The organism is uncultured Campylobacter sp., assembly GCF_938045595.1.
Taxonomy (GTDB): domain Bacteria; phylum Campylobacterota; class Campylobacteria; order Campylobacterales; family Campylobacteraceae; genus Campylobacter_B.
Window position 1 is genome coordinate 1 of sequence record NZ_CALIBB010000131.1, and the last position, 24,322, is coordinate 24,322.

The window sequence follows — 24,322 nt, forward strand, 5'->3', positions numbered from 1 at the left end:
GCCGAAATTTGGCGCCGCTTTTATGCGAAATTCCACTTCCGCGCACCGCCCCCGCAGGGACGGAATTTTAAACTTAGATCTTTGAATTTATCCTTAAATTTAGGACGCTGTGTAAAATTCATATAAAAAATTCGCATTATGTGCGGACGAGCGAGCTTTGAAATTCCAAAATTCCCAGAATTTCGCTAAAATTACGGGCAAATTTAAAGAGGGGCGAAATTTTGACTATTTATGATTTGGAGCGCCTGCGACTGGACGCGAAAAAGCACGTGGAGCAGCTAAAGTTTATCGTCGTCGTAAGCACGATCGCCTTGTTTGCGGTATTTGGCGCTATCGCGTATTTTGCAGATAGGCAGGGCGCGCAGAGCTTTAGCGCGACGATGCTCGTGCTGCTGGCGGTCGCCTCGCTCGCCGTGAGCCTTAAAGAGGTGCACTTAAACGGCTGGCAAAAGGATCTGATCGGCACAGAAAATATCTTAAAGTTCGGCGCAGTCGCGATCTCGTTTTTGATCTTCAAATACTCCGCGGCCTTACCGCAGACGTTGATAGGCTTGGCCGCGGTCGCGCTCGCGGTGTGGCTAGCGGCGCGGCTTTATGCGCTCGGCGTAAGAAGCGCGCAAGATATCTTTACCGGGCGATACCGCCAAAGCTACAAGCAGCACTATCTGGCGCCTTTCGTGCGCGAGCTCGGCTACGAATACGTCTCCTACGGCAGCGTGCCGTTTTGGCGCGTGGTGCAGAGCGATCTGTTCGAGTTCATCGAAAATCTGCGCGGCAATGACCGCGTGGGCGGCGCGTGGCAGGGGGTGAGCTTCGAGTTTAGCGACGTGAGCTTTTTTCATCAAAATTTGCAGCACGAGCTCGTGGGGGCGTTTTTCGTAGCGGAATTTAACAAACGCATCATCGCGCCCGTTTTCATCTATCCGCGCGAGATACAAAACAAACAGCACGTAGGTATAAAGCCCGTTGCGATGGATAACGTGGAGTTTGCCGCGCGCTACAAGGTGCTTAGCGACGAGCCGCAAAACGCGATGTATGTGCTGACGCCTGCATTTATGGAGCGGTTTTTGGCGGTGGGCGACGCGATGGGAGCGCAGATCTGGGCGAGCATCAGAGAGCGGCGGATCCATATTTTCGTGCACATCGGGCGCGATAATTTCGAGCCTAGCGTCTATGAAAGCGTGCTGCGCCGCGACCCCGCAGGCGAGATAAAGAGTGAAATTTTAAACTTTTTGAGTATCGTTAAAATTTTAAAATTGAACGTGAGGATTTGGGTTTAGACGAGAAAGTTTGGTTAGATAAAATTTATAGATTTTTGCGGCAAACCAAGCGTCGATCGCCTAGACTTATACTTGCAGCTTTATAGTTTTAGGCGAACAGATAATTCTTTTTGATGTAGTCAATATCTATATTTTTCTGCAAAAAATACTCTTTGATATCGTTGTAAATTTTATCATTGTAGATATAGATAAGATAGTATCTTGGTAAAATATTGTGATATCCGGGGTTGGTCGTAGGTTCGGCGACCCTTATAAACGGCATAGCACTAAAGCCCTTGAGGTTTTTATTCACCGATAGATAAAATATAAAATTTAAGAGAAATCCCCATAGGTAGATAAAAAATATTATCTCCAAAAGTTCCCATTTTAAAGCTATGAACCCCATTATCGTAAGAGATAAATTGCAGATATACTGTAAAATTTCTGAGCTAATAAATACGTCAATCGAAAAGCTCCTTCGCAGTTCGTCGAATTCTACTTTGCAAAATCTCTTAACGACGCCGTTTTCGACAAATTCTATATATCTATCCGTAAACCTTATTTGTTGCTTGCTGTGAATTAACTTAAAGATGCATATCGCAATAAGAATTCCTAACATTACCAAATTCATAACTACGCCTTTTGGTGAACATAAAGATCCACATTCTATAAAATCCTCTATTATAGCTATCGTTAAGATGGAAAATAACAATACCAAATACCAAGCGATCGCAAAAAATTTTTCATAGCCGTTTATAATCAACGGCTCTTTGTCGTAATCCCCGGGTTTTCGCTTATGAGAAATTTCCATTACTTTACATTCTTTTTATGAAATTTTGATTTCTCGTAATGGTTTTTCGCATAGCCTAATCGATTTTTACTTTGTGTCGCCATTACTTACTCCTTTTATTTATATAAAAATTTGCGGCCGGATTTTGTCTAAATTTTTACCCGTTTTTAGTAGAAAATAGGTTTTTAGCTCCTTGTATTCGCTGTTCGTTAAAATTGAGGCGTCGATGATGAAGTGCTTATCGAAAATGATCAAACTATCGCCGCTTAGCATATCCAGTCCAAACCCCAGCCCGTTTACTAATCTAAAAATCAGTAGCGGGAGTATGCTGAGCCCAAATGCTATCGGCACTATAAATGGGGCTATCGCATAGCCTTTAAAGTAAAAAACCGTGGACATCAAAACGAAGTAGATCATAACGACGCTAATTGCAAACTTTTTTGTGATTGTCGGCAATTGGGGTTGGGAAGGCCCAAAGGTTCGTTTTATCCCCACTATATTTGATAATTTTATTTCGAGCAGGACTAAATTCTTCTTCGTAGAAAAATACTCTATGGCGGAATTTTTAAATTTAATATAGCAACTTCCTAGCTCTTTTGGGCGTTCATTTAGCTCTCCTGGATGTGGTGGTCTGTATGGTGCAAAATGTGAAAGAAAGTCCAAAATAAATACAATCGGCAGATATAGCTTTATCATCTCTATTGCGTTGTCTTTGATGATTATCGGATATTTGTCGTAATCCCTAGTTTCGGTCTTTTTTAGCGTAGCGCTGATTTCAAATTTATCCAAATTTAGCTCTTTATAAACGGAATTTTAAAGCGTTTTATATATTCTCAAATAGGGCGGCAGCACGCAGGTGCGGCGGATAATCCACTATCTACCGCAACAGGCTCGCAAAACCGCGTCACGGCTTAAAATCAAAACCCGCCTCGCAAAAGCAAATCCGCGGCTTGCAAAATCAAGCCGCAGTATTCAAAAGCGAGCTTAAGCTTTTGGAATTCTGATCTTCTGCCCCGGATAGATAAGGTTCGCGTCTTTGATAACCTCGCGGTTGGCGTCGAAAATAATCTTGTATTTGTTCGCGTCGCCGTAGAATTTCTTCGCGATTTTAGATAGGTTATCGCCCTTTACGATGGTGTAGTAGTTCTCGGCGCTATCCTCTCTAATGCCCTCGATCTGCACGTTTTTGATGCCTGCGGTGTTGCCCGCGATGAGGGCTGCTTTTTCGAGAGTTTCCTTATCGGCGTTGCCGCTGATTTTGACGGTGTCGCCCTGCACCTCGACCTCTAGCCCCTCTACCGGCGTAGAGCTGAGATTGGCGGCGATCTCATCTTTTACGTGCTTGGCGTCATCGCCTAGACCTAGTAGTTTCTTGCCTGCTTCGGCTACGAATGAAAGTAAACCCATTGTTTTCTCCTTTGGTTAAAGTGGCGAAATTTTATCTTAAATTTACCAACGATCAGCTTAGGCGCATATCCTTACGGCTCCGCCCTAGCCCAGTGATGCGACCTATGGCGCTCACTCTATGCTGACGGGGCAGGTTCTTGGACCATCATCGCCGCGCCCATCGATTCATGTTTGCAGCGTATGAATTATCAGCGCTGCGACTACGCTAAATTTTTCGTCAGTAAATTTCTAGCGATCACAGCACATACGATGCTAAAAACGACGACTGAATATGAGTTGAGATTTAGCCCGCAAAATCCCGCGCTTAGGGCAAAGGCGCAAAGCGGCGCGTTTAAGTTGATCGCTAAAAAGGCAGCCCCTCCGCAAACCCCCGCTGCGCTTAGGCTAATAGGCAGAATTTCGCCGATCGCAAACCCCACGCATAGCCCTAAAACTGCACCCAGCGCGAAACTCGGCGTGAGCGTGCCGCCGTATCCACCGCAGCGAAAGATCATCAGAATGCAAAATGCCTTGCAAAGCAAGATCGCAAGCAAATAGGGGCTGAAGGACGCGGAGTTGAAAGCAAACTGCGCTGCGGAGCGTCCATTACCTAAAATTTCTGGTACGTATGCACCGATTGCCGCGGTAAGCAAGAATGCAAATGGCAGTGTAAGCGCGATTTTGAGGCTTTTTATGCGCAGCTTTTCGCACAAGCGCACTCCGTCTTGAAAGTATTTTGCTGCGACCCCCGTGACAAGCCCGATTAGAGCCGCTGCGAGTAAATTCTGCGGGGTAGGGGCGAAGTTTGAAACTGCGTAATAAATTTCTTTTGAAGCTCCGAATTCCGCCGTAGCTGTGGCCACCGCACTCGTGGCAAAGGCGCACAAAATCGCTCGAGTATCGAAGCTTTTAAGCAAAATTTCTAGGCTAAAAAGCGCGCCCGCTAGCGGGACGTTATATGCAGCGCCTAGTCCCGCCCCAGCGCCGCATGCGACAAATAGCCGAAGCTCGTCTCCGCCGATATTTAGGGCGCGGCAGATTTTAGCCGCAAACAAGCCACCCAGCTCGCGCGGAGCAGCCTCGCTGCCTACCGGTGCGCCCATGGCGATGGCTACAAGCTGCAAAACCGAGTGGATTAAATTTTGCCAAAACGGCGGATTTTGCCCCTCCATCATCGAAGCTACGTTTAAAAAAGGTTTTAGTCTTATTAGCAGAATTCTAATTAAAGTTACGATTGCGCCGGCTGCGAGGACGCTAAGAAAGCGCCTAAGCGCAGTGGTCTGCTCCGTGATAATGTGAAATTCCTCATCATTATGTCCGAAAGCAAAAGTTTCAATTTCGTTGATGCCGAAGTTTAAGAGCCCTGCGCAAAGCCCCATTATAACGCCTATCGCAAGGATCGCTAGAAAGAATTTAGTACTCAAAATATGCCTTTTTGAAACGCATAATTATATAAAATTTTAGCTTTAAAAAATCCTTATCATGCGCATAAAAGCAGCTAAAACGCGAGTAAATTTTAAAACAATGGCTAGGAATTTATATCGTCTCTGTAAGTAAAATTTTGCGCGAAATTCTATGAAGCTTAGGCAGAGGCAGAATTTTATTTACGTTAATTGCGCGAGTAAAATTTACGTAGATTTTATATCGCGCGTAGAAAATTTAGTAAAATTTCGCATCGCGCGGGAGGATAAAATTCTTTTTGAAATTTCTTGCCGCGAAGGCAGGCGAAATTCTACGTAAAATTTAAATCTATCCGAGCGGGTAAAATTTTAAATTGAGTAAGCGAGAAAATTTTGCAGAGGATGCGTGGGATTTCGCGCAGAATTCTAATTTGCGAAAGAGTGCAAAATTCCGCGTAGAATTCCGATCCGCGTAAGCAGGCGAAATTTCGCGTGAAATTCCAAGCTGCGTAGCTAGGCAAAATTATGCGCGGAATTTTAATTTGCATGAGTCATAGGAATTTTATACCCGCGAATAAATTCGCTTAGGATTTTGCTATTTTTTCCAGATATCGTCGTTTTTACCGGCTGCGGGCGCGCTTAGCTTTTTATCCAGAGCCGAAATTTTATCCGCGAGCTTTTGCGCGCCGCCGAAAATTTCATCTTTTTTCGGAAGCCCGAAGTGAAATTTAGAGCCCACGCTATCTCCAATGCTTGCAAGTAGCGATTTGGGCGCGTTTGCGATCGCGTCTTTAAAGATCGCCGCATCGATTCCGAGCTCGGCTAGGCCTTTTAATGCCCGCGCAGAGCCGATAAACATCGCAATCTTGGCGTCGAAAAGATAATCGTTTGCTAGCTTTTGCACGGCCGCGGCTGATTTTTTATCCACGACGATGAAGCGCGCGCCTGCGCCGTTTGCGAGCAAAATTTCATTTATATCGTTCGTAATAACGCTAAATTTTTTCTCCGCCTTTTGCGCGGCGGTGATGAGCCTGTCGTTAAATTTAAAGAGCAGATTGTCGTATTTGAAAACTTCGTCGCCGTTTTTGATGAGATACAGCGGCTCGTAGGGCACGAGCGCGTGGCCTAGGATGATCATTTGCCGCCCTTTAGTTTGGCTTCGCAGGATTTGCAAAGGCGCTTTTTATCGCGCAGAGCAAGCTCGTCGTTGCTAAAGTACGTCCCGCACTCGTCGCACGCCAAAAGCTCGGTCGCATCATCCTTTTTCTTTATGCGAAATCTAGGCACTATCAAAAAATATATGAGCGCCGCGATAACGGCGACGGCTAGAATTTTTCCCATTATTTCACCCCTTTGATTACTAAAAATTTTCTATTTTTCAAAGCGTTTTCGCCGCTAAAAATTTCGCAGCGCGCGCTTGCAAATTCCTTGCGGAATTCCGCCGCTTCCGCCTCTGCGCCCGAGCCTTTGTAGAGCAAAAACGTCGTGTTTTCATCGTAAAAGCCGCGGCAAATTTCAATTAAGCTTCGCGCGCTCATCAAAGCTCGCGAGCTTATCAGATCGGCGCGCAGCTTTGCGCCGTCTTGCACGCGCTCGGCGTGGATTTTTACGTTAGCTAGAGCGAGGCTAACCTTCGCGTAGGTTAGAAACGCCGCTTTTTTTTGATTTGGCTCAAACAGATGCCACTCGCACAGCGGCAGCGCGAGCGCCAAAAATAGCCCGGGAAAGCCCGCTCCCGAGCCGATGTCGCACGCGATACGCGGATAGCGCGGTATGAAATTCGCTCCGCTTAGGCTGTCGCGCACCACCGCGTCCAAATCGTCGTAATTCGTGAGGCTATGGACGCGGTTAAATTTTTGCAGACAGGCTTTAAATTTAGCGATCTGCTCGCCAAAGCTCTCGCCGGGCGCAAGCTTCACAGAAGATGCCCCATCTGCTCTTTTTTGACGCGCAGATAATTTTCGTTAAATTTATTAGGCGTGATGATTATCGGCACGCGCGCGACTACTTCGACTTTTAGATCGTGCAGCTTTTGCGGGTTGTTCGTAAGCAGGTTTATGCGCGAAATTCCAAAATGAGCGAGTATGAAATCCACGATCTCGTAGGTTCGCTCGTCCGCTTTGAAGCCGAGCTGATGGTTTGCTTCGATCGTATCGAGGCCCTGATCTTGCAGCGCGTAGGCGTTGATTTTATTAAAAAGTCCGATATTGCGCCCTTCCTGACGCAGATAGATCACCATGCCGCCATGCTCTTCGATATATTTTAGGCTCGCTTCGAGCTGTTCGCCGCAGTCGCACTTTAGGCTGCCGATCGCATCGCCGGTAAGGCACTCCGAGTGGATACGTACGTTTACGACGCCCTCCAAAGGCTGCTTAAATATCGCTAAATGCTCTTTCTCGCCTTGCTTAAACGACTGAACGCGGAAGCTTCCGAAGCGGGAGGGGAGATTTGCGACCTCTGAAATTTTTATATCCATGCTTAAATTTACTCCGATTGTGATATTATAAATCTCACAATTCTAGCTAAAAAAGGAAAAATAATGTTTAAACGATTTAGGCGACTACGAATAAACCCCGCGCTTAGGGATCTGGTGCGACAAACCGATCTGCAAACCCGCTTTCTAATCTATCCGCTTTTTGTCGTGGAAGGAAGCGGCATCAAAAAGGAGATCGCCTCGATGCCTGGCGTATTTCAGATGAGCTTGGATGAAATTTTAAAAGAGTGTGAAATTCTCATATCGCTCGGTTTGGATAAAATTTTACTTTTTGGAATTCCTTCGCTAAAGGACAGCATCGGCTCGGACGCGCTAAGCGAGGACGGCATCATCGCGACTTCGCTGCGCGCGATAAAGGCTAAATTTCCAAATTTATTAGTAATCACCGATCTGTGCTTTTGCGAATACACCGACCACGGGCACTGCGGCATCATCGATCATGTGCATCAGACGGTGGATAACGACGCGACGCTTGAAATTTCGGCGCAGCAGGCGCTCATCCACGCCAAAGCAGGCGCGGATATGATCGCGCCTAGCGGCATGATGGACGGCATTATCGAGATTTTGCGAGGAGCGCTTGATCGCGGCGGATTTGAAAATTTACCGATTATGGCGTATTCGAGCAAGTTTGCCAGCGGCTACTACGGGCCGTTTCGCGACGTAGCGGAGAGCGCGCCAAGTTTTGGCGATCGCAGCAGCTACCAGATGGATCCCGCAAATAGATTTGAGGCGATCAACGAAAGCCTGCAGGACGAGGCGCAGGGAGCGGACATCTTGATGATAAAGCCCGCGCTTGCGTATCTGGATCTAATCAGAGACCTGAGAGAGCGCACGCTGCTGCCGATTTGCGCGTATAACGTAAGCGGCGAATACTCGCTTTTGCAGGCGGGCAAAAAAGCGGGCGTGATCGATTATGAGCGCGTGATGATGGAGACGATGATAGGCATAAGGCGCGCCGGCGCGGATATGATCATCACCTATCACGCCAAAGAGATCGCGGAAATTTTAAACAGGGGCTAGCGATGAATAAGATAGCACTCGAAATTAAAAGTAATGAAATGCAAGCCGTCTTGGATGCCGTGATGAAGCTGGCAAAAAAGATGAAATTTGAAGCCAAAATTTTGCCCGAAAATAGGGATGAGTATATAGAAAATTTCGACGAGCTTTCGAGTACCGTTATTGCGAAATTGGATAAACCGAGCAATAGAGCTGTTTTTGAGCGATTAAAGGATAAATGAAAAAAGACAAATGAAATATTTAACGCTGCATCAGGCTATTTTCATCCACGATAAAATGCTAGAAAAAATAGGCGGAAGCAAAGGCTATAATAAAACTTCGCTCGGCTATTTATCGTCTGCGTTGCATAATATAAAAAACGATCTGTATTATCCTACTATGGCAGATAAACTCGCGCATTTGACGCATTCGTGCATAAAATTTCATCCTTTCACCGACGGCAATAAAAGGACGGCGATTTTGCTAGCCGATATGTTTTTGTCGGCAAATTCTATAATTTTGGATGACGAGGAATTTTATGCGGCGATGGAAGACGTAGTCGTAAAGGTGGCTGCGGGCGATATGACGAAAGGTGATTTAAAAGAATTTTTTAGTAAATTTATAAAAGATAAAGGAGCGATATGAGGCACTTTCTTACGTTAAACGATTTTAGCAAAGACGAGATAATCGAAATTTTAAATTTAGCTTTTGAGATTAAAAAAGAGGCGAAGGCGCGAAATTTTAAGCCATATTTGAAAGATCAAAAATTAGCGATGATATTTGAAAAAAGCTCGACTAGAACGCGCGTAAGTTTTGACGTTGGAATGAACGAGCTTGGCGGGCACGCGCTGTTTTTGAGCAGTCGCGACATCCAGCTCGGGCGAGGCGAGCCGATCAAAGACACCGCGCGCGTGATTTCGCGAATGTGCGATCTAATCATGGCGCGCGTAAATCGCCACGAGACGCTAATAGAGCTTGCGGAATTTAGCCGCGTGCCGGTGATAAACGGGCTAAGCGATAAATTTCATCCCGTGCAGCTAATGGCGGATCTGATGACGATCGTGGAGCGCGGTATTGAAACTCCAAAGATAAAAGCCGCGTACGTGGGCGACGGTAACAATATGGCGCACTCGTGGCTGATGCTTGCTAGCAAACTGGGATTTGAGCTGCGAGTAGCGACGCCCGTGGGCTATGAGGCCGATCCGCAGATACTGGCGCAGGCGCAAGAAAATGCTAAAATTTCAGGCGCTAAAATTTTAATAACGAACGATATAAGGGAAGCCGCAAGGGGCGCAAACGTCGTGACGACCGATACTTGGGTCTCGATGGGGCAAGAAGGCGAAAAGGAGCAAAGAATTCGCGATTTCGCGGGCTTTTGCGTAGATGAAAGCTTAATGGCTCTAGCCGGTAGCGGCGCGATCTTTTTGCACTGCCTGCCGGCGTACCGCGGATATGAGGTGAGCGAGGCCGTGTTTGAAGCGCACGCGGATGAAATTTTTGCAGAGGCGGAAAATCGCCTGCACGCGCAAAAAGGCGTCATGGTCTGGCTGGATCAAAAAAAGTAAATTTTAGGAGAACGCATGGAAGAAAAAGATAAAGCGCTAAAAAAGATCGACAAAGCGAGCGAATTTTTCGGGCTGGATAGCTCGAAAAGGACGGTTTTTGAAATTTCGCAGGGCGAGGACAATGAGAAAAAACTCACTCTGAAAAGCGGCTCGTGGAGCGACGAGGAGCCGTGGTTCGGCATCGACGAAAATAACGAAGTGCACACGATGATCTCGATAAAATCGCTTGCAAATCTCATCGCCGCGACCAAAAACGCGATGCAGGAAAATTTTAACCTCAAGCTTGAGCGTTCGATCTTGCAGCATACGCCGGTGGATTTCGGCGACGCGTGGATCGTGTGCATGGACGAGATCAGAAGGCTAACGGGCGCAAATCCGAATGCGAAAAGATTAAGCTTAGACGTCGATGCCGTCGTTTCGCGCGTAAAAAGTTTGCATCCGAACCTTTTCATCGATATCGAAGAGCTTGTCAAAGCCAAGGCGGGCAGCCGTGAATAGCATAGACTTCGACGCTTACGCGAAATTTTCGCGCCCAGGACCACGCTACACGAGCTATCCGACCGCTTTGGAATTTAGCGAAAATTTCAGCTACGACGGGTATTTGAACGAGCTGAAAAATCAGAAAAGCTCCACGCCGCTGTCGCTTTACTTTCACATGCCGTTTTGCCGCTCCGCCTGTTATTTTTGCGGCTGCAACGTAATCTACACGGGCAAGCGCGACAAGATGGATCGGTATTTGGACTATATCGAGCGCGAAATGCAAATTTTAAGCGGCGTCGTGGACGGCTCGCGCCAGGTCGTGCAGATGCACTTCGGCGGCGGCACGCCTACATATTTTAGCGCCGAACAGCTCGCGCGCCACATAAAAAATATCAAAAAATATTTTACAAATTTTAGCTCTGAAGCCGAGATCAGCTGTGAGATCGATCCGCGATTTTTAAACGCCGAGCAGCTTGATGTACTTGTTTCAAACGGCTTTAACCGTATCAGTTACGGCGTGCAGGACTTCGACGAGCGCGTGCAAAAGGAGATCCATCGCATCCAGCCTTTCGAGCTTACGAGGGACGTCATAGCCATGGCGCGTGAGAGGGGGATAAAATCGATAAATATGGATCTGATCTACGGCCTTCCGTATCAGAGCCTAGCTAGCTTTAAGCGCACACTGGAGCTTGCGCTTTCGCTTGATCCGGACCGCTTTGCGATATTTAATTACGCGCACGTGCCGTGGATCAAAAAATCTATGCGTAAATTTGATGAGACGACGCTGCCAGAGCCCAAGGTAAAGCTTGAAATTTTAAAATTTACCCATGATTTTTTGAGCGCGAACGGATATGAGATGATCGGCATGGATCACTACTCAAAGCCCGAAGACGAGCTTCATGCCGCACTTAAAAACGGCTCACTGCACCGTAATTTCCAGGGTTACACGACCAAAGGCGGCGCCGATCTGATCGGCATCGGGCTAACTAGCATCGGCGAGGGCGCGCGCCATTATGCGCAAAATTTCAAAGATATGGACGCGTATGAAGCCGCGATCGATACGGGCAGGCTGCCGTATTGCAGGGGCATTTTGCTAAATGAAGAGGATCTGCTGCGCAAAGAGGTGATTATGGGGCTTATGAGTAATTTTTGCGTCGATATAGAGGCGATCGAGGAGAAATTTAAGATAAAATTTTTCGAGCATTTTAGCGCGAGCCTAAAACAGCTTGAGGCGCTAAAGGATTTCGTGCAAGTCTCGCCGCATAGAATTTCTGTAACGCCTACCGGCACGCTTTTGATCCGCAATATCGCGATGTGCTTTGATGAGTATATGGGTAAAAATTTGGGCGAGAAGCGCTTTTCTAAAACCGTTTAAGCGGCGCGGCTATGAGTAGGGCAAAGCTTGAAGCGTTCGATTTTGCGGCACTTAGCGAGCGCTGCGTAAAATGTGGTAAATGTATCCAAGTCTGCACGGTTCATGGCATTAACGGCGATGAAGTAACGAGCCCGCGCGGATTTGTGGATCTTTTGGGCGCTTATGGCAGGAATGAGCTAAAGCTTGATAAAAACGCTAAGAAAATTTTTGAAAGCTGCTTTTTATGCACCAACTGCGTAGATATTTGCGGCGAGTCTTTGCCCATAGATACGGCAATCGAGAATGTTCGCGCGCGCATTGCGGAAAAATTTGGCATCGCGTGGTACAAAAAAGCTGCGTTTTGGCTGCTTGGGCACCGCAAAGCGCTGGATCTAGCGGCAGCGCTTGGATACGTGTTTCTTAGCTGTGGCTTTAAGATGCGAAAAGATACGCAAAGCTCTATGTCGCCTAGATTTGACTTGCCACTACTTAAAAAAGAGCGCTTGCTACCTGCTCCTGCGAAAAAGAGCTTTATGAACTCGCACGCAGAGCTTATCGACAACGGCGGCGAAAAAACTATTGGAATTTTTATAGGCTGCATGGCAAACTACGCTTACACGGGCGTAGGCGAGGCGATTTTACATATCGCACGAGCACTAAAGCTAAACGTAAATTTGATGAAGGAACAAGCCTGTTGCGGCGCTCCTGCGTATTTTACGGGAGATTTTGCGGCGGTTGAACGCGTGGCAAAATTTAATATAGCATATTTCGAAAAAGCTCTGCCTGCTCTTGATGCGATTATCGTGCCCGAGGCTACGTGCTCTGCGATGCTACAGGTGGATTACGCGCATTTTTTTGAAAATGAGCCGCAATGGAAAGCCCGTGCGCAAAAGCTTGCGAGTAAAATTTTTATGGCTAGCGAATACTTTTATAAATTTACAAACTTAAGTGATCTTTTGATGCGCCGCGGCAAAAGGGCTTTAGCGATTACTTATCACGATCCGTGCCATGCCCGTAAAATGCAGGGTATTTGGAAAGAACCGCGCGGCTTGCTCGCTCAAAACTACGAAATAACCGAGATGGATGAGCCTAATAAATGCTGCGGATTTGGCGGCGTGACGATGCAAACCGAGCGCTACGAGCTCGCGCGCGCAGTGGGATTAGCTAAGGCGCGTGCAATGGCAGATCTGCCTGTGCGCGTAGTCTCTGCCGAGTGCAGTGCGTGCAGGATGCAGCTAAATAACTCGCTTTCTTTAAGTGGCTCGCAGATGAGGTGCGTAAATCCGCTGGAGCTCATCGCTGAAGCGCTTGTGAGCGAGGAAAATTCCAATGGATAAAATTTAACATTTGTGAAATTCCTGCATTTCGCCGGCTTTTTACTCAATTCAAATCCTGGGGTAAAATTCTGCGCTTTTTAAATTTTGGTTTTTAAAAATTATGATTAAATTTTATCGTTAGCTTGTCAAGGTTGCGGTTTGCGCTTTTAAGCTTTCGGATATATCAGCCTGAAGTGGCGTGCGGTGTGAACCCATGGGCTTTGCTGCTGCGGTGGGGTTGATTAATATGATTTTAAATACTAAAATTTTGTGGTTTAGAATTTTGTTGAGCGATTTTGCGCAAAATTTTAAGAAGTTGAATTGTAAGATGGATTTTAGCAAGAATTCTAATTTTAAGCGGTATTGTTTGAAATTCTATGGAATTTGCGGCTAATGGCTGGAATTTTGATTTATTAATTCGCGTGGATTTGCTTAGCGTTGCAGGATTAAAACGCGAATTTTAAATTTCGTAAAATTTAACGAATTAGTTACGTATGAGCTTCTTGCATTTCGCGGTTTTGGCGTTGGGGCAAAATTTCTTTCAAAAATGCCAAAGTGCACTATAAAATATATTCATAATTTTCAGCACGAGATATTTGGCAAAAAGGCTAAGCTAGCGAGATCGGGGCTTTAAATTTAATTTTATTCTTGCTCTTTTGCGTCATCTTCAGAGTCCAGCTTTGCTTCTTCGATCAAAAGCCTGTTGGCTTCGGTAGCTTTTTTTATCTCGCTTAAGTTTTCTTCTATCTTATTTAAGCGCTTTTCAAGGGTATTTAGACGCTTTTCGGAGCGGGAGATAAAATAATAAATCAAATAAATCATAAAAACTATTATGATCCAAGGTACGATTTTCATATAAAATTCCTTAAAATTTAAAATTGCGCGCATTATAGCAGAAATTTTATGAAATTTTAAAATAGGCTGTTTTAGCCTTGACAATTGGGGATTTTTCGGTTATAATTGCCACTTCAATTTCAAAATGCTGGTGTAGCTCAGCTGGTAGAGCTACTGCCTTGTAAGCAGTGGGTCGGCGGTTCGATCCCGTCCACCAGCTCCATTTTTTGTAACAGTGTTTGACCAGATTTCATCAAAGGGTGAGATACTCAAGTGGCCAACGAGGGCAGACTGTAAATCTGCTGGCTTTGCCTTCCGTGGTTCGAATCCACGTCTCACCACCATGAATTTTTGATGCGGGATTAGCTCAGTTGGCTAGAGCATCAGCCTTCCAAGCTGAGGGTCGCGGGTTCGAGCCCCGTTTCCCGCTCCACCATTTAGGTTTACTGGGAGCTGTAAAACTTAACTGCTTTTATATGCTTACATAATCTAAATTTTGGTCGCATTGTTGGGTATTGGTAGCGATTTCTCTTTGCCTGAGTTTAGGCTCATATGGCTCAGAGGTAGAGCACTTCCTTGGTAAGGAAGAGGTCGCGGGTTCAAGTCCCGCTATGAGCTCCATAAAATAGAGTCGCTTAGTTTGTTGTGTAATCCACAAATCAATAACGGAGGATATGATGGCTAAAGAAAAATTTAATCGTAACAAGCCACACGTAAACATTGGTACCATCGGTCACGTTGACCATGGTAAGACTACTTTGACAGCTGCTATTTCTGCTGTTCTTTCCAGGAAGGGTCTAGCCGAGCTAAAAGACTACGACAATATCGACAACGCTCCAGAGGAAAAAGAGCGCGGTATTACTATCGCTACGTCTCACATCGAATATGAGACCGAGAAACGTCACTATGCTCACGTTGACTGCCCTGGCCACGCCGACTACGTAAAAAATATGATTACCGGCGCGGCTCAGATGGACGGCGCTATTTTAGTTGTTTCTGCTGCGGATGGTCCTATGCCTCAAACTCGCGAGCACATTTTGCTTTCTCGCCAAGTAGGCGTTCCTTATATCGTAGTTTTCCTAAACAAAACCGATATGGTCGATGATCCAGATCTTTTAGAGCTAGTTGAAGAGGAAGTTAGAGATCTTTTAAAAGAGTATAAATTCCCTGGCGACGAGACCCCAATCATTAAGGGCTCTGCTCTTAAGGCTCTTGAGGAAGCGAAAGCCGGACAAGACGGCGAATGGTCTGCAAAGATTATGGAGCTTATGGATGCGGTTGATAGCTATATTCCAACCCCTGTTCGCGATACTGATAAAGATTTCCTTCTTCCGATCGAAGATATTTTCTCGATTTCCGGTCGCGGTACCGTTGTAACCGGTAGAATCGAAAAAGGTATCGTTAAAGTTGGCGATACTATCGAGATCGTAGGTATTAAACCTACTCAGACTACTACCGTCACTGGCGTTGAGATGTTTAGAAAAGAGATGGATCAAGGTGAAGCTGGCGATAACGTAGGTGTTTTATTGCGCGGTACTAAGAAAGAGGAAGTAGAGCGCGGTATGGTTTTATGCAAACCAAAATCGATCACTCCTCATACTAAATTTGAGGGCGAGGTTTATATCCTAACTAAAGAAGAGGGCGGACGCCATACTCCATTCTTTAATAATTATAGACCGCAGTTTTACGTTCGTACTACAGATGTTACCGGTTCGATTACTCTTCCTGAGGGAACCGAGATGGTTATGCCTGGCGATAATGTTAAAATCACCGTTGAGCTAATTGCTCCGATTGCTCTTGAGCAAGGTACTCGCTTCGCGATTCGCGAAGGCGGTCATACAGTAGGCTCAGGCGTCGTTTCGAAAATCATCGCTTAATTTTTTGCAAGCGGAATTTTAAAATTCCGCTTGCTTTTTTATTCAAGGAAACCAAATGGCAAAGAATTCAAGTAGAGTAAAGGTCGGATTAAAATGCTCCGAAAGTGGCGATATTAACTATACTACTTATAAAAACAGCAAAACTACGACCGAAAAACTAGAACTTAAAAAATATTGCCCTAGATTAAAAAAGCACACGCTTCATAAAGAAGTAAAGTTAAAAGGCTAATTGTTTTATAGGGCAATAGCTCCAACGGTAGAGCGCCGGATTCCAAATCCGATGGTTGGGGGTTCGAATCCCTCTTGCCCTGCCACGAGGATTGGGTATGGAAAAAGTAAAAGAGTATTATAAACAAGCAAAAGTAGAGTTAGATAAGGTAATTTTCCCGACTAAAGATCAAACTAAAACAGCATATATCTCTGTAGTAGTCGTAGTCGTAGTTATCGCACTGTTTTTAGCGTTAGTGGATCTTATTATGTCCGCTTTGATAACGGCTTAAGTAAGGATCGCAATATGGCAAATAAATGGTATGCGATACAAACTTACGCTGGCAGCGAGATGGCGGTAAAGCGTGCGATAGAAGCGCTAAAGCAAGATGAAGCGCTTGAGGCTAAGATCGGCGAAGTGCTAGTGCCTACCGAAGATGTTATAGAGGTCAAAAATACAAAGCAAACCATTAAAGAGCGTAGCTTATATCCAGGATATTGCTTTGCAAATTTAGATCTGGATACCACTTTATGGCATAGAATTCAGATGCTACCTAAGGTCAGTCGCTTTATCGGCGAGGCGAAAAAGCCCTCTCCGCTACCGGAAAAAGATATCGAAATAATTCTAGAAAAGATTAATAATCGCGAGGCTCCTAAGCCCAAGATTAATTTTGATGAGGGCGAGACGGTTAGGATCGTCGATGGGCCTTTTGCTAATTTTAACGGCATCGTAGAAGAGTATGATATGATCCACGGCAAGCTTCGCCTCAATGTTTCGATCTTCGGACGAAGCACGCCGATTGAAATTTCATACTCGCAAGTTGAAAAGATTATTTAAATTTTATAAGGAGTAAATTTATGGCTAAGAAAGTTGTTGGCGAAATTAAGCTTCAAATAGCGGCCGCAAAAGCAAATCCAAGCCCGCCGGTAGGTCCTGCACTAGGTCAAAAGGGCGTTAATATTATGGAATTTTGCAAAGCGTTTAACGAGCGAACCAAAGATATGGCAGGCTTTAATATCCCTGTTATCATCACGGTTTATGCCGATAAAAGCTTTACTTTCATCACTAAACAACCGCCTGCGACGGATTTGATCAAAAAAGCGGCGAAGATAGATAAGGGTTCGGACAATCCTCTTAAAAAGAAGGTAGCATCCCTAACTAAGGCTCAGGTTTTAGAGATCGTCGAGAAAAAGATCGCCGATCTAAATACCAAAGATAGAGAGCAGGCGGCTAGGATTATAGCGGGTTCGGCTCGTTCTATGGGTATTACGGTCACTGACTAGACCTTTTGACCGCTAAGGTTTAAAAAAGCGGTAGCACTTTAATTGCGGAGAAATATATGCCAAAAAATTCAAAAAGATTCAACGAACTTTTAAAAAAAGTTGACGTAAATAAAATTTATAGCGTAGACGAAGCGGTAAGCACGGTAAAAACTCTAGCTTCTGCTAAATTCGATGAGACGGTGGAGATCGCTCTTAAACTAAACGTAGATCCAAGACATGCCGATCAGATGGTGCGCGGCTCAGTCGTTTTGCCTGCCGGCACTGGCAAGAGCGTTCGAGTAGCCGTGATTGCAAAAGACGCAAAAGCTAGCGAGGCTAGCGAAGCGGGTGCCGATATCGTGGGTGCCGATGATCTGATCGAAGAGATTCAAAAAGGAAATATAAATTTCGACGTTCTTATCGCCACTCCAAATTTAATGGGACTAGTCGGTAAGGTAGGTCGTATTCTTGGTCCAAAAGGCGTTATGCCGAACCCTAAAACCGGTACCGTTACTATGGATGTTGCTCAGGCCGTTAAAAACGCCAAGGGCGGACAGGTAAATTTCCGCGTCGATAAGCAGGGAAATATCCATGCAGGCCTTGGCAAGGCAAGTTTTAGTAAAGAGCAGCTTTTAGACAATCTTACGACGTTTATTAAAACCATAAATAAGCATAAGCCGGCGACTGCGAAAGGTAGATACGTAACTCACGCATCGCTTTCACTTACTATGAGCCCTGCAGTTACACTGGATAATCAAGAAATAATCGATTTAAAATAAAATTTTAAATTTTTATCTTAGATTGGAGATAGCTCAAGGTTTTTAACTTAATTGATCGAAATTTTAAAATTTCGATCGCTTGGCTTGAAATCACCGATCGGAAAGGAGACCTAATGACGAGAGACGAAAAATCAAAGATAGTAGCGGAGCTTGGCGAGGCTTTCAAAGCTAGCGAAGCTATAGTAATTTCCGATTTTAAAGGCCTTAGCGTTAAGCAGCTTGAAGATCTTAGAAATAGCGCGCGCGAAGCGGGCGTAAAGGTTCGGGTTATCAAAAATACCCTAGCCAATATCGCTTTAAAAAATGCCGAAAAAAACGGACTTAGCTTTAAAGATACCAATATCTTCTTATGGGGCGAGCAGCTTTCTGTATGTAAAGTAGCGGCTAAATTTGAAGAGAAAAATGAAATTTTTAAGCTTAAGACCGCTCATATCGATGGGGAAGTAGCCGGCGTAGATAAGGTTAGGGCGCTTTCGAAGATGCCTTCGAGAGACGAGCTTATCGCGATGTTACTTCAAGTATGGAATGCGCCGATTCAAAATTTTACGATCGGCTTAAATGCGCTTAAGCAGAAAAAAGAAGCTAGCGCTTAATTAAAATTTAGGAGAATAAAATGGCAATTTCAAAAGAAGATGTTTTAGAGTATATCTCTAATCTTTCGGTGCTAGAGCTTAGCGAGTTAGTTAAAGAATTCGAAGAAAAATTCGGCGTAAGCGCAGCTCCGGTTATGGTAGCAGGCGGCGCAGGTGCTGGCGGCGCAGGTGCGGCAGCGGCTGAAGAAAAAACGGAATTCGACGTCGTATTGCTTGATGCAGGTGATAAGAAAATCAACGTAATTAAGGTTGTTCGCGCCTTAACGGGCCTTGGTCTAAAAGAAGCCAAAGACGCTACCGAGGCTACTCCGTCCGTTCTTAAAGAGGGACTTAACAAAGAAGACGCCGAGAAGGCTAAAAAAGAGCTTGAAGAAGCAGGCGCTAAAGTCGAACTCAAATAAATCGCGGAATTTTAAAATTTCGCATACAAATGTGTGCCGGTGCGTCGCATCGGCACTTCTTTCTTTAAAATACAACTACGAGGTAGTGGAATGTTAAACAGCCTATATTCAGGAAATCGTCTTAGGGTGGATTTTTTAAAGGTTCCCAAAGACATCGAAATTCCGAATTTATTACAACTACAAAAGAAAAGTTTTGATCATTTTTTAAATCTTGATAACTCGGGTGGAGAAAGCGGCATAGAGAAGGTTTTCAAAGCCATTTTTCCTATCCACGACGCACAGAATAGACTAAGTATCGAGTATGTAAGCAGCGAAATCTCAAAGCCAAAGTATTCGATTAGAGAATGCATGGAAAGAGGGCTTACTTATTCGGTAAATTTAAAGATGAAGCTCCGTCTGCTTGTGCATGAGCGCGATGAAAAGACGGGCAAAAAAATCGGCGTAAAAGAGATCAAAGAGCAAGATATATTCATTCGCGACATTCCTCTAATGACCGATAGAATTTCATTTATCATTAACGGCGTCGAGCGCGTAGTCGTAAATCAGCTGCACAGAAGCCCGGGCGTAATCTTCAAAGAGGAAGAGAGCCCTACGGTTTTAAATAAACTCATCTACACCGCTCAAATAATACCTGATCGCGGCAGCTGGCTGTATTTCGAATACGACGTAAAAGACGTACTATATGTGCGCATAAATAAAAGGCGCAAGGTTCCGATCACGATCCTATTTCGCGCACTCGGCTACAAAAAACAAGACATCATAAAATTATTTTATCCTATTAAGACGATCTATATTAAAAAAGGAAAATTCCTGACCGATTTCGATCCGAAAGAATACGCGGGCAGGCTCGATTACGACATTATAAACGAAAAGGGCGAAGTGCTTCATCAAGCAAGCAAGCGCCTAACGGTCAAAAAAGCGGAGAAGTTAGCAGAGGACGGACTAAAGCTCATTGAGTATCCGGCTGAAATTTTAGCCGAGCGCTACCTAGCCGACGCCATCGTCGATAAAAACAGCGGCGAAGTGCTTTTTGATTCGCTAACTGCGCTAGATGAGGGCAAGCTAGCCAAGATCGCTAACACCGAGAAAAAATTTACGATCGCCAACGACCTAGCTAGTGGCGTAGACACTTCGATTATAAATTCCTTCATCCAAGACGCCGACGCGCTTAAACTCTTGCAGCAAAGCGAGGGCATAGATGACGAGAATGATCTGGCCGCGATTAGAATTTACAAAGTTATGCGCCCCGGCGAGCCGGTGGTAAAAGAGGCGGCAAAGAGCTTCGTAAACGATCTATTTTTCAACCCTGAGCGCTACGATCTAACCAAAGTAGGTCGTATGAAGATGAACCACAAGCTGGGTATCGAGGCGCCGGAGTACGTAACCGTACTAACCAGCGAGGATATTATCAAGACGGCTAAATATCTAATCAGGGTTAAAAACGGCGACGGCTTCATCGACGATCGCGATAATCTCGGAAACCGCCGCATACGTTCAATCGGAGAGCTTTTGGCAAACGAGATGCACCTTGGATTTATCAAGGTTCAAAAGGCGATCAAGGATAAATTTACCGCCATCAGCGGCAACCTCGACGAACTTATGCCGTATGATTTCGTAAATCCTAAAATCATCACCACTACGCTTATGGAATTTTTCACCGGTGGCCAGCTAAGCCAGTTTATGGATCAGACCAATCCGCTTAGCGAGGTCACGCATAAGCGCCGTCTATCTGCGCTGGGCGAGGGCGGTTTGGTTAAAGAGCGCGCCGGCTTTGAGGTGCGCGATGTCCATCCTACGCACTACGGTAGAATTTGCCCTATCGAGACGCCGGAGGGTCAAAACATCGGTCTGATCAATACCCTAGCGACCTATGCGAAGGTAAATGATCTAGGCTTCGTCGAGGCTCCGTATAAAAGAGTCGTAAACGGCAAGGTCACCGACGAGATCGTATATCTTACCGCTACGCAAGAAGAGGGGCTCGTAATCGCTCCTGCGTCCGCTAAATTGGACGAAGAGGGCAATATTGTAGAAGAGCTTTTAGAGGTCAGAAAAGACGGTGAAAATATTATGGCTAAACGCGAGGATATTTCGCTGATAGACCTTTGCTCCGGTATGGTCGCGGGCGTAGCGGCGTCGCTGATTCCGTTTTTGGAACACGACGATGCTAACCGCGCCTTGATGGGCTCGAACATGCAGCGCCAAGCCGTGCCGCTTCTACACTCTACTGCTCCTATCGTTGGAACGGGCATGGAGGCGATCATCGCACGCGATTCGTGGGAAGCGATCAAGGCCGGTCGCGACGGCGTCGTAGAAAAGGTCGATAATAAAAATATATTTATCTTGGGCGAGGATGAGAAGGGGCCGTTTATCGATCACTACTCGATGGAGAAAAATTTACGCACTAACCAAAACACTACCTTTTCACAGCGCCCTATCGTGCGTAAAGGCGACGTGATAAAGACAGGTCAAATCATAGCCGACGGTCCTAGCATGGACGGCGGCGAGCTTGCGATCGGTAAAAACGCCCTTATAGCTTTCATGCCGTGGCATGGCTATAATTACGAGGACGCCGTAGTCATGAGCGAAAAGATGATTCGTGCCGACGAATACACCAGCGTGCATGTTTATGAAAAGGAGATCGAGGCTAGAGAGCTAAAAGACGGCGTGGAGGAGATCACGCGCGACATCCCTAATATCAAAGAGGAGGAGCTTACCCACCTCGATGATAGCGGTATCGTAAAGATAGGTACTCACGTCAAACCGGGCATGATCTTGGTAGGCAAGGTAACTCCGAAGGGCGAGGTCAAGCCGACGCCTGAAGAGAGGCTTTTGCGCGCAATTTTTGGCGAGAAGGCGGGGCATGTGGTAAATAAATCTCTCTACGTTACCGCTTCAATGGAAGGCGTGGTAATCGACGTTAAAATTTTTACCAAAAAGGGCTACGAGAAAGATCCGCGCACGAACAAAGCCTATGAGGATGAAAAAACCGAGCTCGAAAGGGAGCATCACGACAGGCTTTTGATGCTTGATCGCGAGGAGATGCTAAAGGTAGTGGCGCTTCTTTCTAAAAGCGCTTTGCAAAGCGATCAAAGCCTCAATAAAAAAGATTATAAAAAGGGCGATAAGGTTAAAAAAGAGGAGCTTGAAAGCTCCAACCGCTTTACATTAAATTCCTTCGTCAAGGCTTATTCTAAAGCTGTTCAGAAGGAATATGAGGAGCTAAAAAATCATTTCCAAAACGAGAAGCGCAAGCTAAAAGAGGAGCATGACGAAAAGATCGAAATTTTAGAAAAAGACGATATCTTACCAAGCGGCGTCGTTAAGCTCGTAAAGGTCTATATCGCTACTAAGCGCAAGCTAAAAGTGGGCGATAAGATGGCGGGCCGCCACGGAAATAAGGGCATCGTTTCAAATATCGTCCCTGAGGTCGATATGCCGTATCTGCCTAGCGGACAGCGCGTGGATATCGTGCTAAATCCTCTCGGCGTTCCAAGTCGTATGAATATCGGTCAGATAATGGAGAGCCACTTAGGTCTTGTGGGCTGGCGCTTAGGAGAGCAGATCGCTAAAATTTTAGAGGAGAAAACGGGCGAATGGATAAAAACCCTTCGCGCCAAAATGATTGAGATCGCAGGCGTTTCCAAACTAATGCAGGCTAAAAAAACGCTTGAAAAGATCAGCGACGAAGATCTTTTGAAATACGCTAGAGACTGGGCTAAGGGCGTTAGATTTTCCGCTCCGATATTTGAGGGTATCGTGCCGGAGGATTTCAAAAAGCTATTTGAAATGGCGGGCATCGATCAGGACGGTAAGACCGAGCTTTACGACGGCCGCACCGGCGAAAAGATCAAAGAGCGCGTAAACGTGGGCTGCATGTATTATCTTAAGCTGCACCACCTAGTCGACGAGAAGGTTCACGCAAGAAGTACAGGTCCTTACAGCCTAGTCACGCAGCAGCCGGTCGGCGGCAAGGCGCTATTCGGCGGTCAAAGATTCGGCGAGATGGAAGTTTGGGCCCTGGAGGCATACGGCGCGGCATACACGCTTCGCGAGATGCTAACGATCAAATCCGACGACGTCGACGGACGTTTGGCTGCGTATAAGGCGCTAACAAAAGGCGAAAACGTTCCGTCTACCGGAATTCCTGAGACATTTTTTGTTTTAACAAACGAGCTTAAATCGCTTGCTCTAGACGTTGAAATTTACGAGAATGGAGAGAATAAATGAGCGATAATTCAAATTTAGAAAGAATAGAAATAAAAGAGGACGCTAGAGTTCACGATTTCGACGCGTTTGCAATCAGGCTTGCTAGTCCCGAGCAGATCAAGGCTTGGAGCCACGGCGAGGTCAAAAAGCCCGAGACTATTAACTACCGCACGCTCAAGCCGGAGCGCGACGGTCTATTTTGCGCTAAAATTTTCGGCCCCGTAAGGGATTATGAGTGCATCTGCGGCAAGTATAAAAAGATGCGCTACAAAGGCTGGAAGTGCGAAAAGTGCGGCGTCGAGATCACGAGCTCGAAGGTTCGCCGTACTAGAATGGGGCATATTGAGTTAGTAACGCCGGTGGCGCATATTTGGTACGTAAATTCCTTGCCTAGTCGCATAGGTACGCTACTAAACATCAAGATGAAAGATCTCGAGCGCGTGCTTTACTATGAGGCGTATATCGTGGAAAGTGCAGGCGAGGCATTTTACGACAACGAAAATTCCAAAAAGGTCGAGAAATACGACGTTTTAAACGAAGAGCAGTATCAGAGCCTAAAAGAACGCTTTTCGCAGACGGGCTTCGTCGCTAAAATGGGCGGTCAGGTAATCCGCGATATGCTAGCTGAGCTTGATTTAGTTGAAATTTTAAATTCTTTGAAGGAGGAGATGGCTAACACAAACTCCGAAGCGAAGAAAAAAACCATCGTCAAGCGTCTAAAGGTCGTCGAGAGCTTTTTAAATTCCGGCAATAAGCCCGAGTGGATGATGATTACAAATCTTCCCGTACTACCTGCCGATCTACGCCCGCTTGTAAGCCTTGAAGGCGGAAAATTTGCGGTTTCGGACGTAAACGATCTATATCGACGCGTCATAAATCGAAATTCTAGACTTAAAAGGCTGATGGAGCTCGACGCGCCCGAGATCATCATCCGCAATGAAAAACGAATGCTTCAAGAGGCGGTGGATGCGCTTTTTGACAACGGACGTCGCGCTAACGCCGTAAAGGGCGCCAATAAGCGACCGCTTAAATCTCTAAGCGAGATCATTAAAGGTAAGCAAGGCCGCTTCCGTCAAAATTTACTCGGCAAGCGCGTGGATTTTTCGGGCCGCTCCGTCATCG

The 24,322-nt window shown here is 45.7% G+C and carries 26 protein-coding genes, 5 tRNA genes and 1 pseudogene; 23 read left to right on the forward strand and 9 right to left on the reverse strand.

Annotated features, from left to right (window positions below):
• The first annotated feature begins 221 nt into the window (after positions 1-221).
• Positions 222-1,280 (forward strand): DUF3137 domain-containing protein, encoded by a 1,059-nt coding sequence (locus Q0340_RS05515; RefSeq protein ID WP_298082495.1) that lies wholly within the window; start codon positions 222-224, stop codon positions 1,278-1,280.
• An 88-nt stretch (positions 1,281-1,368) separates the two neighbouring features.
• On the opposite strand, the gene Q0340_RS05520 is transcribed toward Q0340_RS05515, so the two are convergent.
• The 8 genes from Q0340_RS05520 to ribA form a co-directional block, all read right to left on the reverse strand.
• On the reverse strand, positions 1,369-1,890 hold the full coding sequence (locus Q0340_RS05520; RefSeq protein ID WP_298082496.1) for a hypothetical protein: 522 nt from the start codon (positions 1,888-1,890) through the stop codon (positions 1,369-1,371).
• A 279-nt stretch (positions 1,891-2,169) separates the two neighbouring features.
• Positions 2,170-2,838 (reverse strand): hypothetical protein, encoded by a 669-nt coding sequence (locus tag Q0340_RS05525; protein ID WP_298041828.1) that lies wholly within the window; start codon positions 2,836-2,838, stop codon positions 2,170-2,172.
• A 195-nt stretch (positions 2,839-3,033) separates the two neighbouring features.
• Entirely contained in the window at positions 3,034-3,456 is a 423-nt protein-coding gene (lysM, locus tag Q0340_RS05530) for a peptidoglycan-binding protein LysM (RefSeq protein ID WP_297998052.1), read from the reverse strand.
• Between the two features lie 200 nt (positions 3,457-3,656).
• A complete protein-coding gene (locus tag Q0340_RS05535; protein WP_298082497.1) occupies positions 3,657-4,859 on the reverse strand; it encodes a chloride channel protein in 1,203 nt (400 codons plus the stop codon).
• 571 nt (positions 4,860-5,430) lie between these two features.
• Positions 5,431-5,973: a hypothetical protein gene (locus Q0340_RS05540; protein WP_297921307.1), complete on the reverse strand. Its 543-nt coding sequence runs from the start codon at positions 5,971-5,973 to the stop codon at positions 5,431-5,433.
• Positions 5,970-6,176, reverse strand: a complete 207-nt coding sequence (locus tag Q0340_RS05545) for a hypothetical protein (protein WP_298082498.1) — start codon at positions 6,174-6,176, stop codon at positions 5,970-5,972. The genes Q0340_RS05540 and Q0340_RS05545 overlap by 4 nt, the downstream gene beginning before the upstream one ends.
• Positions 6,176-6,754 carry a 16S rRNA (guanine(527)-N(7))-methyltransferase RsmG gene (rsmG, locus tag Q0340_RS05550; protein ID WP_298082499.1) on the reverse strand — a complete coding sequence of 193 codons (579 nt, stop codon included), beginning with the start codon at positions 6,752-6,754 and terminating at the stop codon, positions 6,176-6,178. Before rsmG ends, Q0340_RS05545 begins: the two co-directional genes overlap by 1 nt.
• Complete coding sequence (gene ribA, locus Q0340_RS05555; protein ID WP_298082500.1) at positions 6,751-7,311, reverse strand: GTP cyclohydrolase II; 561 nt, start codon at positions 7,309-7,311, stop codon at positions 6,751-6,753. The genes rsmG and ribA overlap by 4 nt, the downstream gene beginning before the upstream one ends.
• Before the next feature lie 63 nt (positions 7,312-7,374).
• On the opposite strand from ribA, the gene hemB reads away from it, so the two are divergent.
• Genes hemB through Q0340_RS05590 form a run of 7 tightly spaced genes read left to right on the forward strand, consistent with a single transcriptional unit; the run spans position 7,375 to position 13,061 of the window.
• Positions 7,375-8,349, forward strand: a complete 975-nt coding sequence (gene hemB, locus Q0340_RS05560; RefSeq protein WP_298082501.1) for a porphobilinogen synthase — start codon at positions 7,375-7,377, stop codon at positions 8,347-8,349.
• Between the two features lie 2 nt (positions 8,350-8,351).
• Positions 8,352-8,567, forward strand: coding sequence for a hypothetical protein (locus tag Q0340_RS05565; RefSeq protein WP_298082502.1), 216 nt, complete (start codon positions 8,352-8,354; stop codon positions 8,565-8,567).
• 10 nt (positions 8,568-8,577) lie between these two features.
• Positions 8,578-8,970, forward strand: coding sequence for a type II toxin-antitoxin system death-on-curing family toxin (locus Q0340_RS05570; protein WP_298082503.1), 393 nt, complete (start codon positions 8,578-8,580; stop codon positions 8,968-8,970).
• On the forward strand, positions 8,967-9,890 hold the full coding sequence (argF, locus tag Q0340_RS05575; protein WP_298082504.1) for an ornithine carbamoyltransferase: 924 nt from the start codon (positions 8,967-8,969) through the stop codon (positions 9,888-9,890). Before Q0340_RS05570 ends, argF begins: the two co-directional genes overlap by 4 nt.
• Before the next feature lie 15 nt (positions 9,891-9,905).
• Positions 9,906-10,388, forward strand: a complete 483-nt coding sequence (locus Q0340_RS05580; protein WP_298082505.1) for a DUF2603 domain-containing protein — start codon at positions 9,906-9,908, stop codon at positions 10,386-10,388.
• Complete coding sequence (gene hemN / locus Q0340_RS05585; RefSeq protein ID WP_298082506.1) at positions 10,381-11,745, forward strand: oxygen-independent coproporphyrinogen III oxidase; 1,365 nt, start codon at positions 10,381-10,383, stop codon at positions 11,743-11,745. Before Q0340_RS05580 ends, hemN begins: the two co-directional genes overlap by 8 nt.
• 11 nt (positions 11,746-11,756) lie before the next feature.
• Complete coding sequence (locus tag Q0340_RS05590) at positions 11,757-13,061, forward strand: (Fe-S)-binding protein (RefSeq protein ID WP_298082507.1); 1,305 nt, start codon at positions 11,757-11,759, stop codon at positions 13,059-13,061.
• A gap of 621 nt (positions 13,062-13,682) precedes the next feature.
• Here the strand turns inward: Q0340_RS05590 and Q0340_RS05595 are convergent.
• The gene (locus tag Q0340_RS05595) at positions 13,683-13,895 is read right to left on the reverse strand and encodes a hypothetical protein (RefSeq protein WP_297882846.1); all 213 of its coding nucleotides are present in this window, start codon (positions 13,893-13,895) and stop codon (positions 13,683-13,685) included.
• Positions 13,896-14,021: 126 nt separating this feature from the next.
• Here Q0340_RS05595 and Q0340_RS05600 point away from each other — a divergent pair.
• From Q0340_RS05600 to Q0340_RS05670, 15 genes and pseudogenes are all read left to right on the forward strand, one after another.
• Positions 14,022-14,097: transfer RNA gene (locus tag Q0340_RS05600), tRNA-Thr, on the forward strand.
• A 36-nt stretch (positions 14,098-14,133) separates the two neighbouring features.
• A tRNA-Tyr gene (locus Q0340_RS05605) sits at positions 14,134-14,218 on the forward strand.
• A gap of 12 nt (positions 14,219-14,230) precedes the next feature.
• Positions 14,231-14,307: transfer RNA gene (locus tag Q0340_RS05610), tRNA-Gly, on the forward strand.
• A gap of 113 nt (positions 14,308-14,420) precedes the next feature.
• Positions 14,421-14,495: transfer RNA gene (locus Q0340_RS05615), tRNA-Thr, on the forward strand.
• A 56-nt stretch (positions 14,496-14,551) separates the two neighbouring features.
• Positions 14,552-15,751: an elongation factor Tu gene (gene tuf, locus Q0340_RS05620; RefSeq protein WP_040304280.1), complete on the forward strand. Its 1,200-nt coding sequence runs from the start codon at positions 14,552-14,554 to the stop codon at positions 15,749-15,751.
• 55 nt (positions 15,752-15,806) lie between these two features.
• Positions 15,807-15,980 carry a 50S ribosomal protein L33 gene (rpmG, locus tag Q0340_RS05625; protein ID WP_005872634.1) on the forward strand — a complete coding sequence of 58 codons (174 nt, stop codon included), beginning with the start codon at positions 15,807-15,809 and terminating at the stop codon, positions 15,978-15,980.
• Between the two features lie 9 nt (positions 15,981-15,989).
• Positions 15,990-16,065: transfer RNA gene (locus Q0340_RS05630), tRNA-Trp, on the forward strand.
• A 12-nt stretch (positions 16,066-16,077) separates the two neighbouring features.
• Complete coding sequence (gene secE / locus Q0340_RS05635) at positions 16,078-16,251, forward strand: preprotein translocase subunit SecE (protein ID WP_005872632.1); 174 nt, start codon at positions 16,078-16,080, stop codon at positions 16,249-16,251.
• A gap of 14 nt (positions 16,252-16,265) precedes the next feature.
• Positions 16,266-16,796 (forward strand): transcription termination/antitermination protein NusG, encoded by a 531-nt coding sequence (nusG, locus tag Q0340_RS05640; protein WP_291939405.1) that lies wholly within the window; start codon positions 16,266-16,268, stop codon positions 16,794-16,796.
• Positions 16,797-16,816: 20 nt separating this feature from the next.
• Complete coding sequence (rplK, locus tag Q0340_RS05645; protein ID WP_005872629.1) at positions 16,817-17,242, forward strand: 50S ribosomal protein L11; 426 nt, start codon at positions 16,817-16,819, stop codon at positions 17,240-17,242.
• A gap of 56 nt (positions 17,243-17,298) precedes the next feature.
• Positions 17,299-18,000 (forward strand): 50S ribosomal protein L1, encoded by a 702-nt coding sequence (rplA, locus tag Q0340_RS05650; protein WP_291939398.1) that lies wholly within the window; start codon positions 17,299-17,301, stop codon positions 17,998-18,000.
• A 113-nt stretch (positions 18,001-18,113) separates the two neighbouring features.
• Positions 18,114-18,593 carry a 50S ribosomal protein L10 gene (gene rplJ, locus Q0340_RS05655; protein WP_295152864.1) on the forward strand — a complete coding sequence of 160 codons (480 nt, stop codon included), beginning with the start codon at positions 18,114-18,116 and terminating at the stop codon, positions 18,591-18,593.
• Between the two features lie 20 nt (positions 18,594-18,613).
• Positions 18,614-18,994: a 50S ribosomal protein L7/L12 gene (gene rplL, locus Q0340_RS05660; protein ID WP_177386842.1), complete on the forward strand. Its 381-nt coding sequence runs from the start codon at positions 18,614-18,616 to the stop codon at positions 18,992-18,994.
• 90 nt (positions 18,995-19,084) lie between these two features.
• Entirely contained in the window at positions 19,085-23,221 is a 4,137-nt protein-coding gene (gene rpoB, locus Q0340_RS05665) for a DNA-directed RNA polymerase subunit beta (RefSeq protein WP_298082508.1), read from the forward strand.
• Positions 23,218-24,322, forward strand: a pseudogene (locus Q0340_RS05670) (DNA-directed RNA polymerase subunit beta'); the annotation flags it as partial. The gene rpoB and the pseudogene Q0340_RS05670, both read left to right, overlap by 4 nt.

What these genes read in the sequence shown, in the direction of transcription:
- rplJ (WP_295152864.1), top strand. Translation starts at nt 18,114, where the DNA reads ATGACGAGAGACGAAAAATCAAAGATAGTAGCGGAGCTTGGCGAGGCT.
- Q0340_RS05565 (WP_298082502.1), top strand. Translation starts at nt 8,352, where the DNA reads ATGAATAAGATAGCACTCGAAATTAAAAGTAATGAAATGCAAGCCGTC.
- nusG (WP_291939405.1), top strand. Translation starts at nt 16,266, where the DNA reads ATGGCAAATAAATGGTATGCGATACAAACTTACGCTGGCAGCGAGATG.
- rpmG (WP_005872634.1), top strand. Translation starts at nt 15,807, where the DNA reads ATGGCAAAGAATTCAAGTAGAGTAAAGGTCGGATTAAAATGCTCCGAA.
- lysM (WP_297998052.1), bottom strand. Translation starts at nt 3,456, where the DNA reads ATGGGTTTACTTTCATTCGTAGCCGAAGCAGGCAAGAAACTACTAGGT.
- tuf (WP_040304280.1), top strand. Translation starts at nt 14,552, where the DNA reads ATGGCTAAAGAAAAATTTAATCGTAACAAGCCACACGTAAACATTGGT.
- rplK (WP_005872629.1), top strand. Translation starts at nt 16,817, where the DNA reads ATGGCTAAGAAAGTTGTTGGCGAAATTAAGCTTCAAATAGCGGCCGCA.
- hemB (WP_298082501.1), top strand. Translation starts at nt 7,375, where the DNA reads ATGTTTAAACGATTTAGGCGACTACGAATAAACCCCGCGCTTAGGGAT.
- ribA (WP_298082500.1), bottom strand. Translation starts at nt 7,311, where the DNA reads ATGGATATAAAAATTTCAGAGGTCGCAAATCTCCCCTCCCGCTTCGGA.
- rplL (WP_177386842.1), top strand. Translation starts at nt 18,614, where the DNA reads ATGGCAATTTCAAAAGAAGATGTTTTAGAGTATATCTCTAATCTTTCG.
- Q0340_RS05520 (WP_298082496.1), bottom strand. Translation starts at nt 1,890, where the DNA reads ATGAATTTGGTAATGTTAGGAATTCTTATTGCGATATGCATCTTTAAG.
- argF (WP_298082504.1), top strand. Translation starts at nt 8,967, where the DNA reads ATGAGGCACTTTCTTACGTTAAACGATTTTAGCAAAGACGAGATAATC.
- Q0340_RS05590 (WP_298082507.1), top strand. Translation starts at nt 11,757, where the DNA reads ATGAGTAGGGCAAAGCTTGAAGCGTTCGATTTTGCGGCACTTAGCGAG.
- rpoB (WP_298082508.1), top strand. Translation starts at nt 19,085, where the DNA reads ATGTTAAACAGCCTATATTCAGGAAATCGTCTTAGGGTGGATTTTTTA.
- Q0340_RS05540 (WP_297921307.1), bottom strand. Translation starts at nt 5,973, where the DNA reads ATGATCATCCTAGGCCACGCGCTCGTGCCCTACGAGCCGCTGTATCTC.
- secE (WP_005872632.1), top strand. Translation starts at nt 16,078, where the DNA reads ATGGAAAAAGTAAAAGAGTATTATAAACAAGCAAAAGTAGAGTTAGAT.
- Q0340_RS05570 (WP_298082503.1), top strand. Translation starts at nt 8,578, where the DNA reads ATGAAATATTTAACGCTGCATCAGGCTATTTTCATCCACGATAAAATG.
- Q0340_RS05580 (WP_298082505.1), top strand. Translation starts at nt 9,906, where the DNA reads ATGGAAGAAAAAGATAAAGCGCTAAAAAAGATCGACAAAGCGAGCGAA.
- Q0340_RS05595 (WP_297882846.1), bottom strand. Translation starts at nt 13,895, where the DNA reads ATGAAAATCGTACCTTGGATCATAATAGTTTTTATGATTTATTTGATT.
- rplA (WP_291939398.1), top strand. Translation starts at nt 17,299, where the DNA reads ATGCCAAAAAATTCAAAAAGATTCAACGAACTTTTAAAAAAAGTTGAC.
- Q0340_RS05545 (WP_298082498.1), bottom strand. Translation starts at nt 6,176, where the DNA reads ATGGGAAAAATTCTAGCCGTCGCCGTTATCGCGGCGCTCATATATTTT.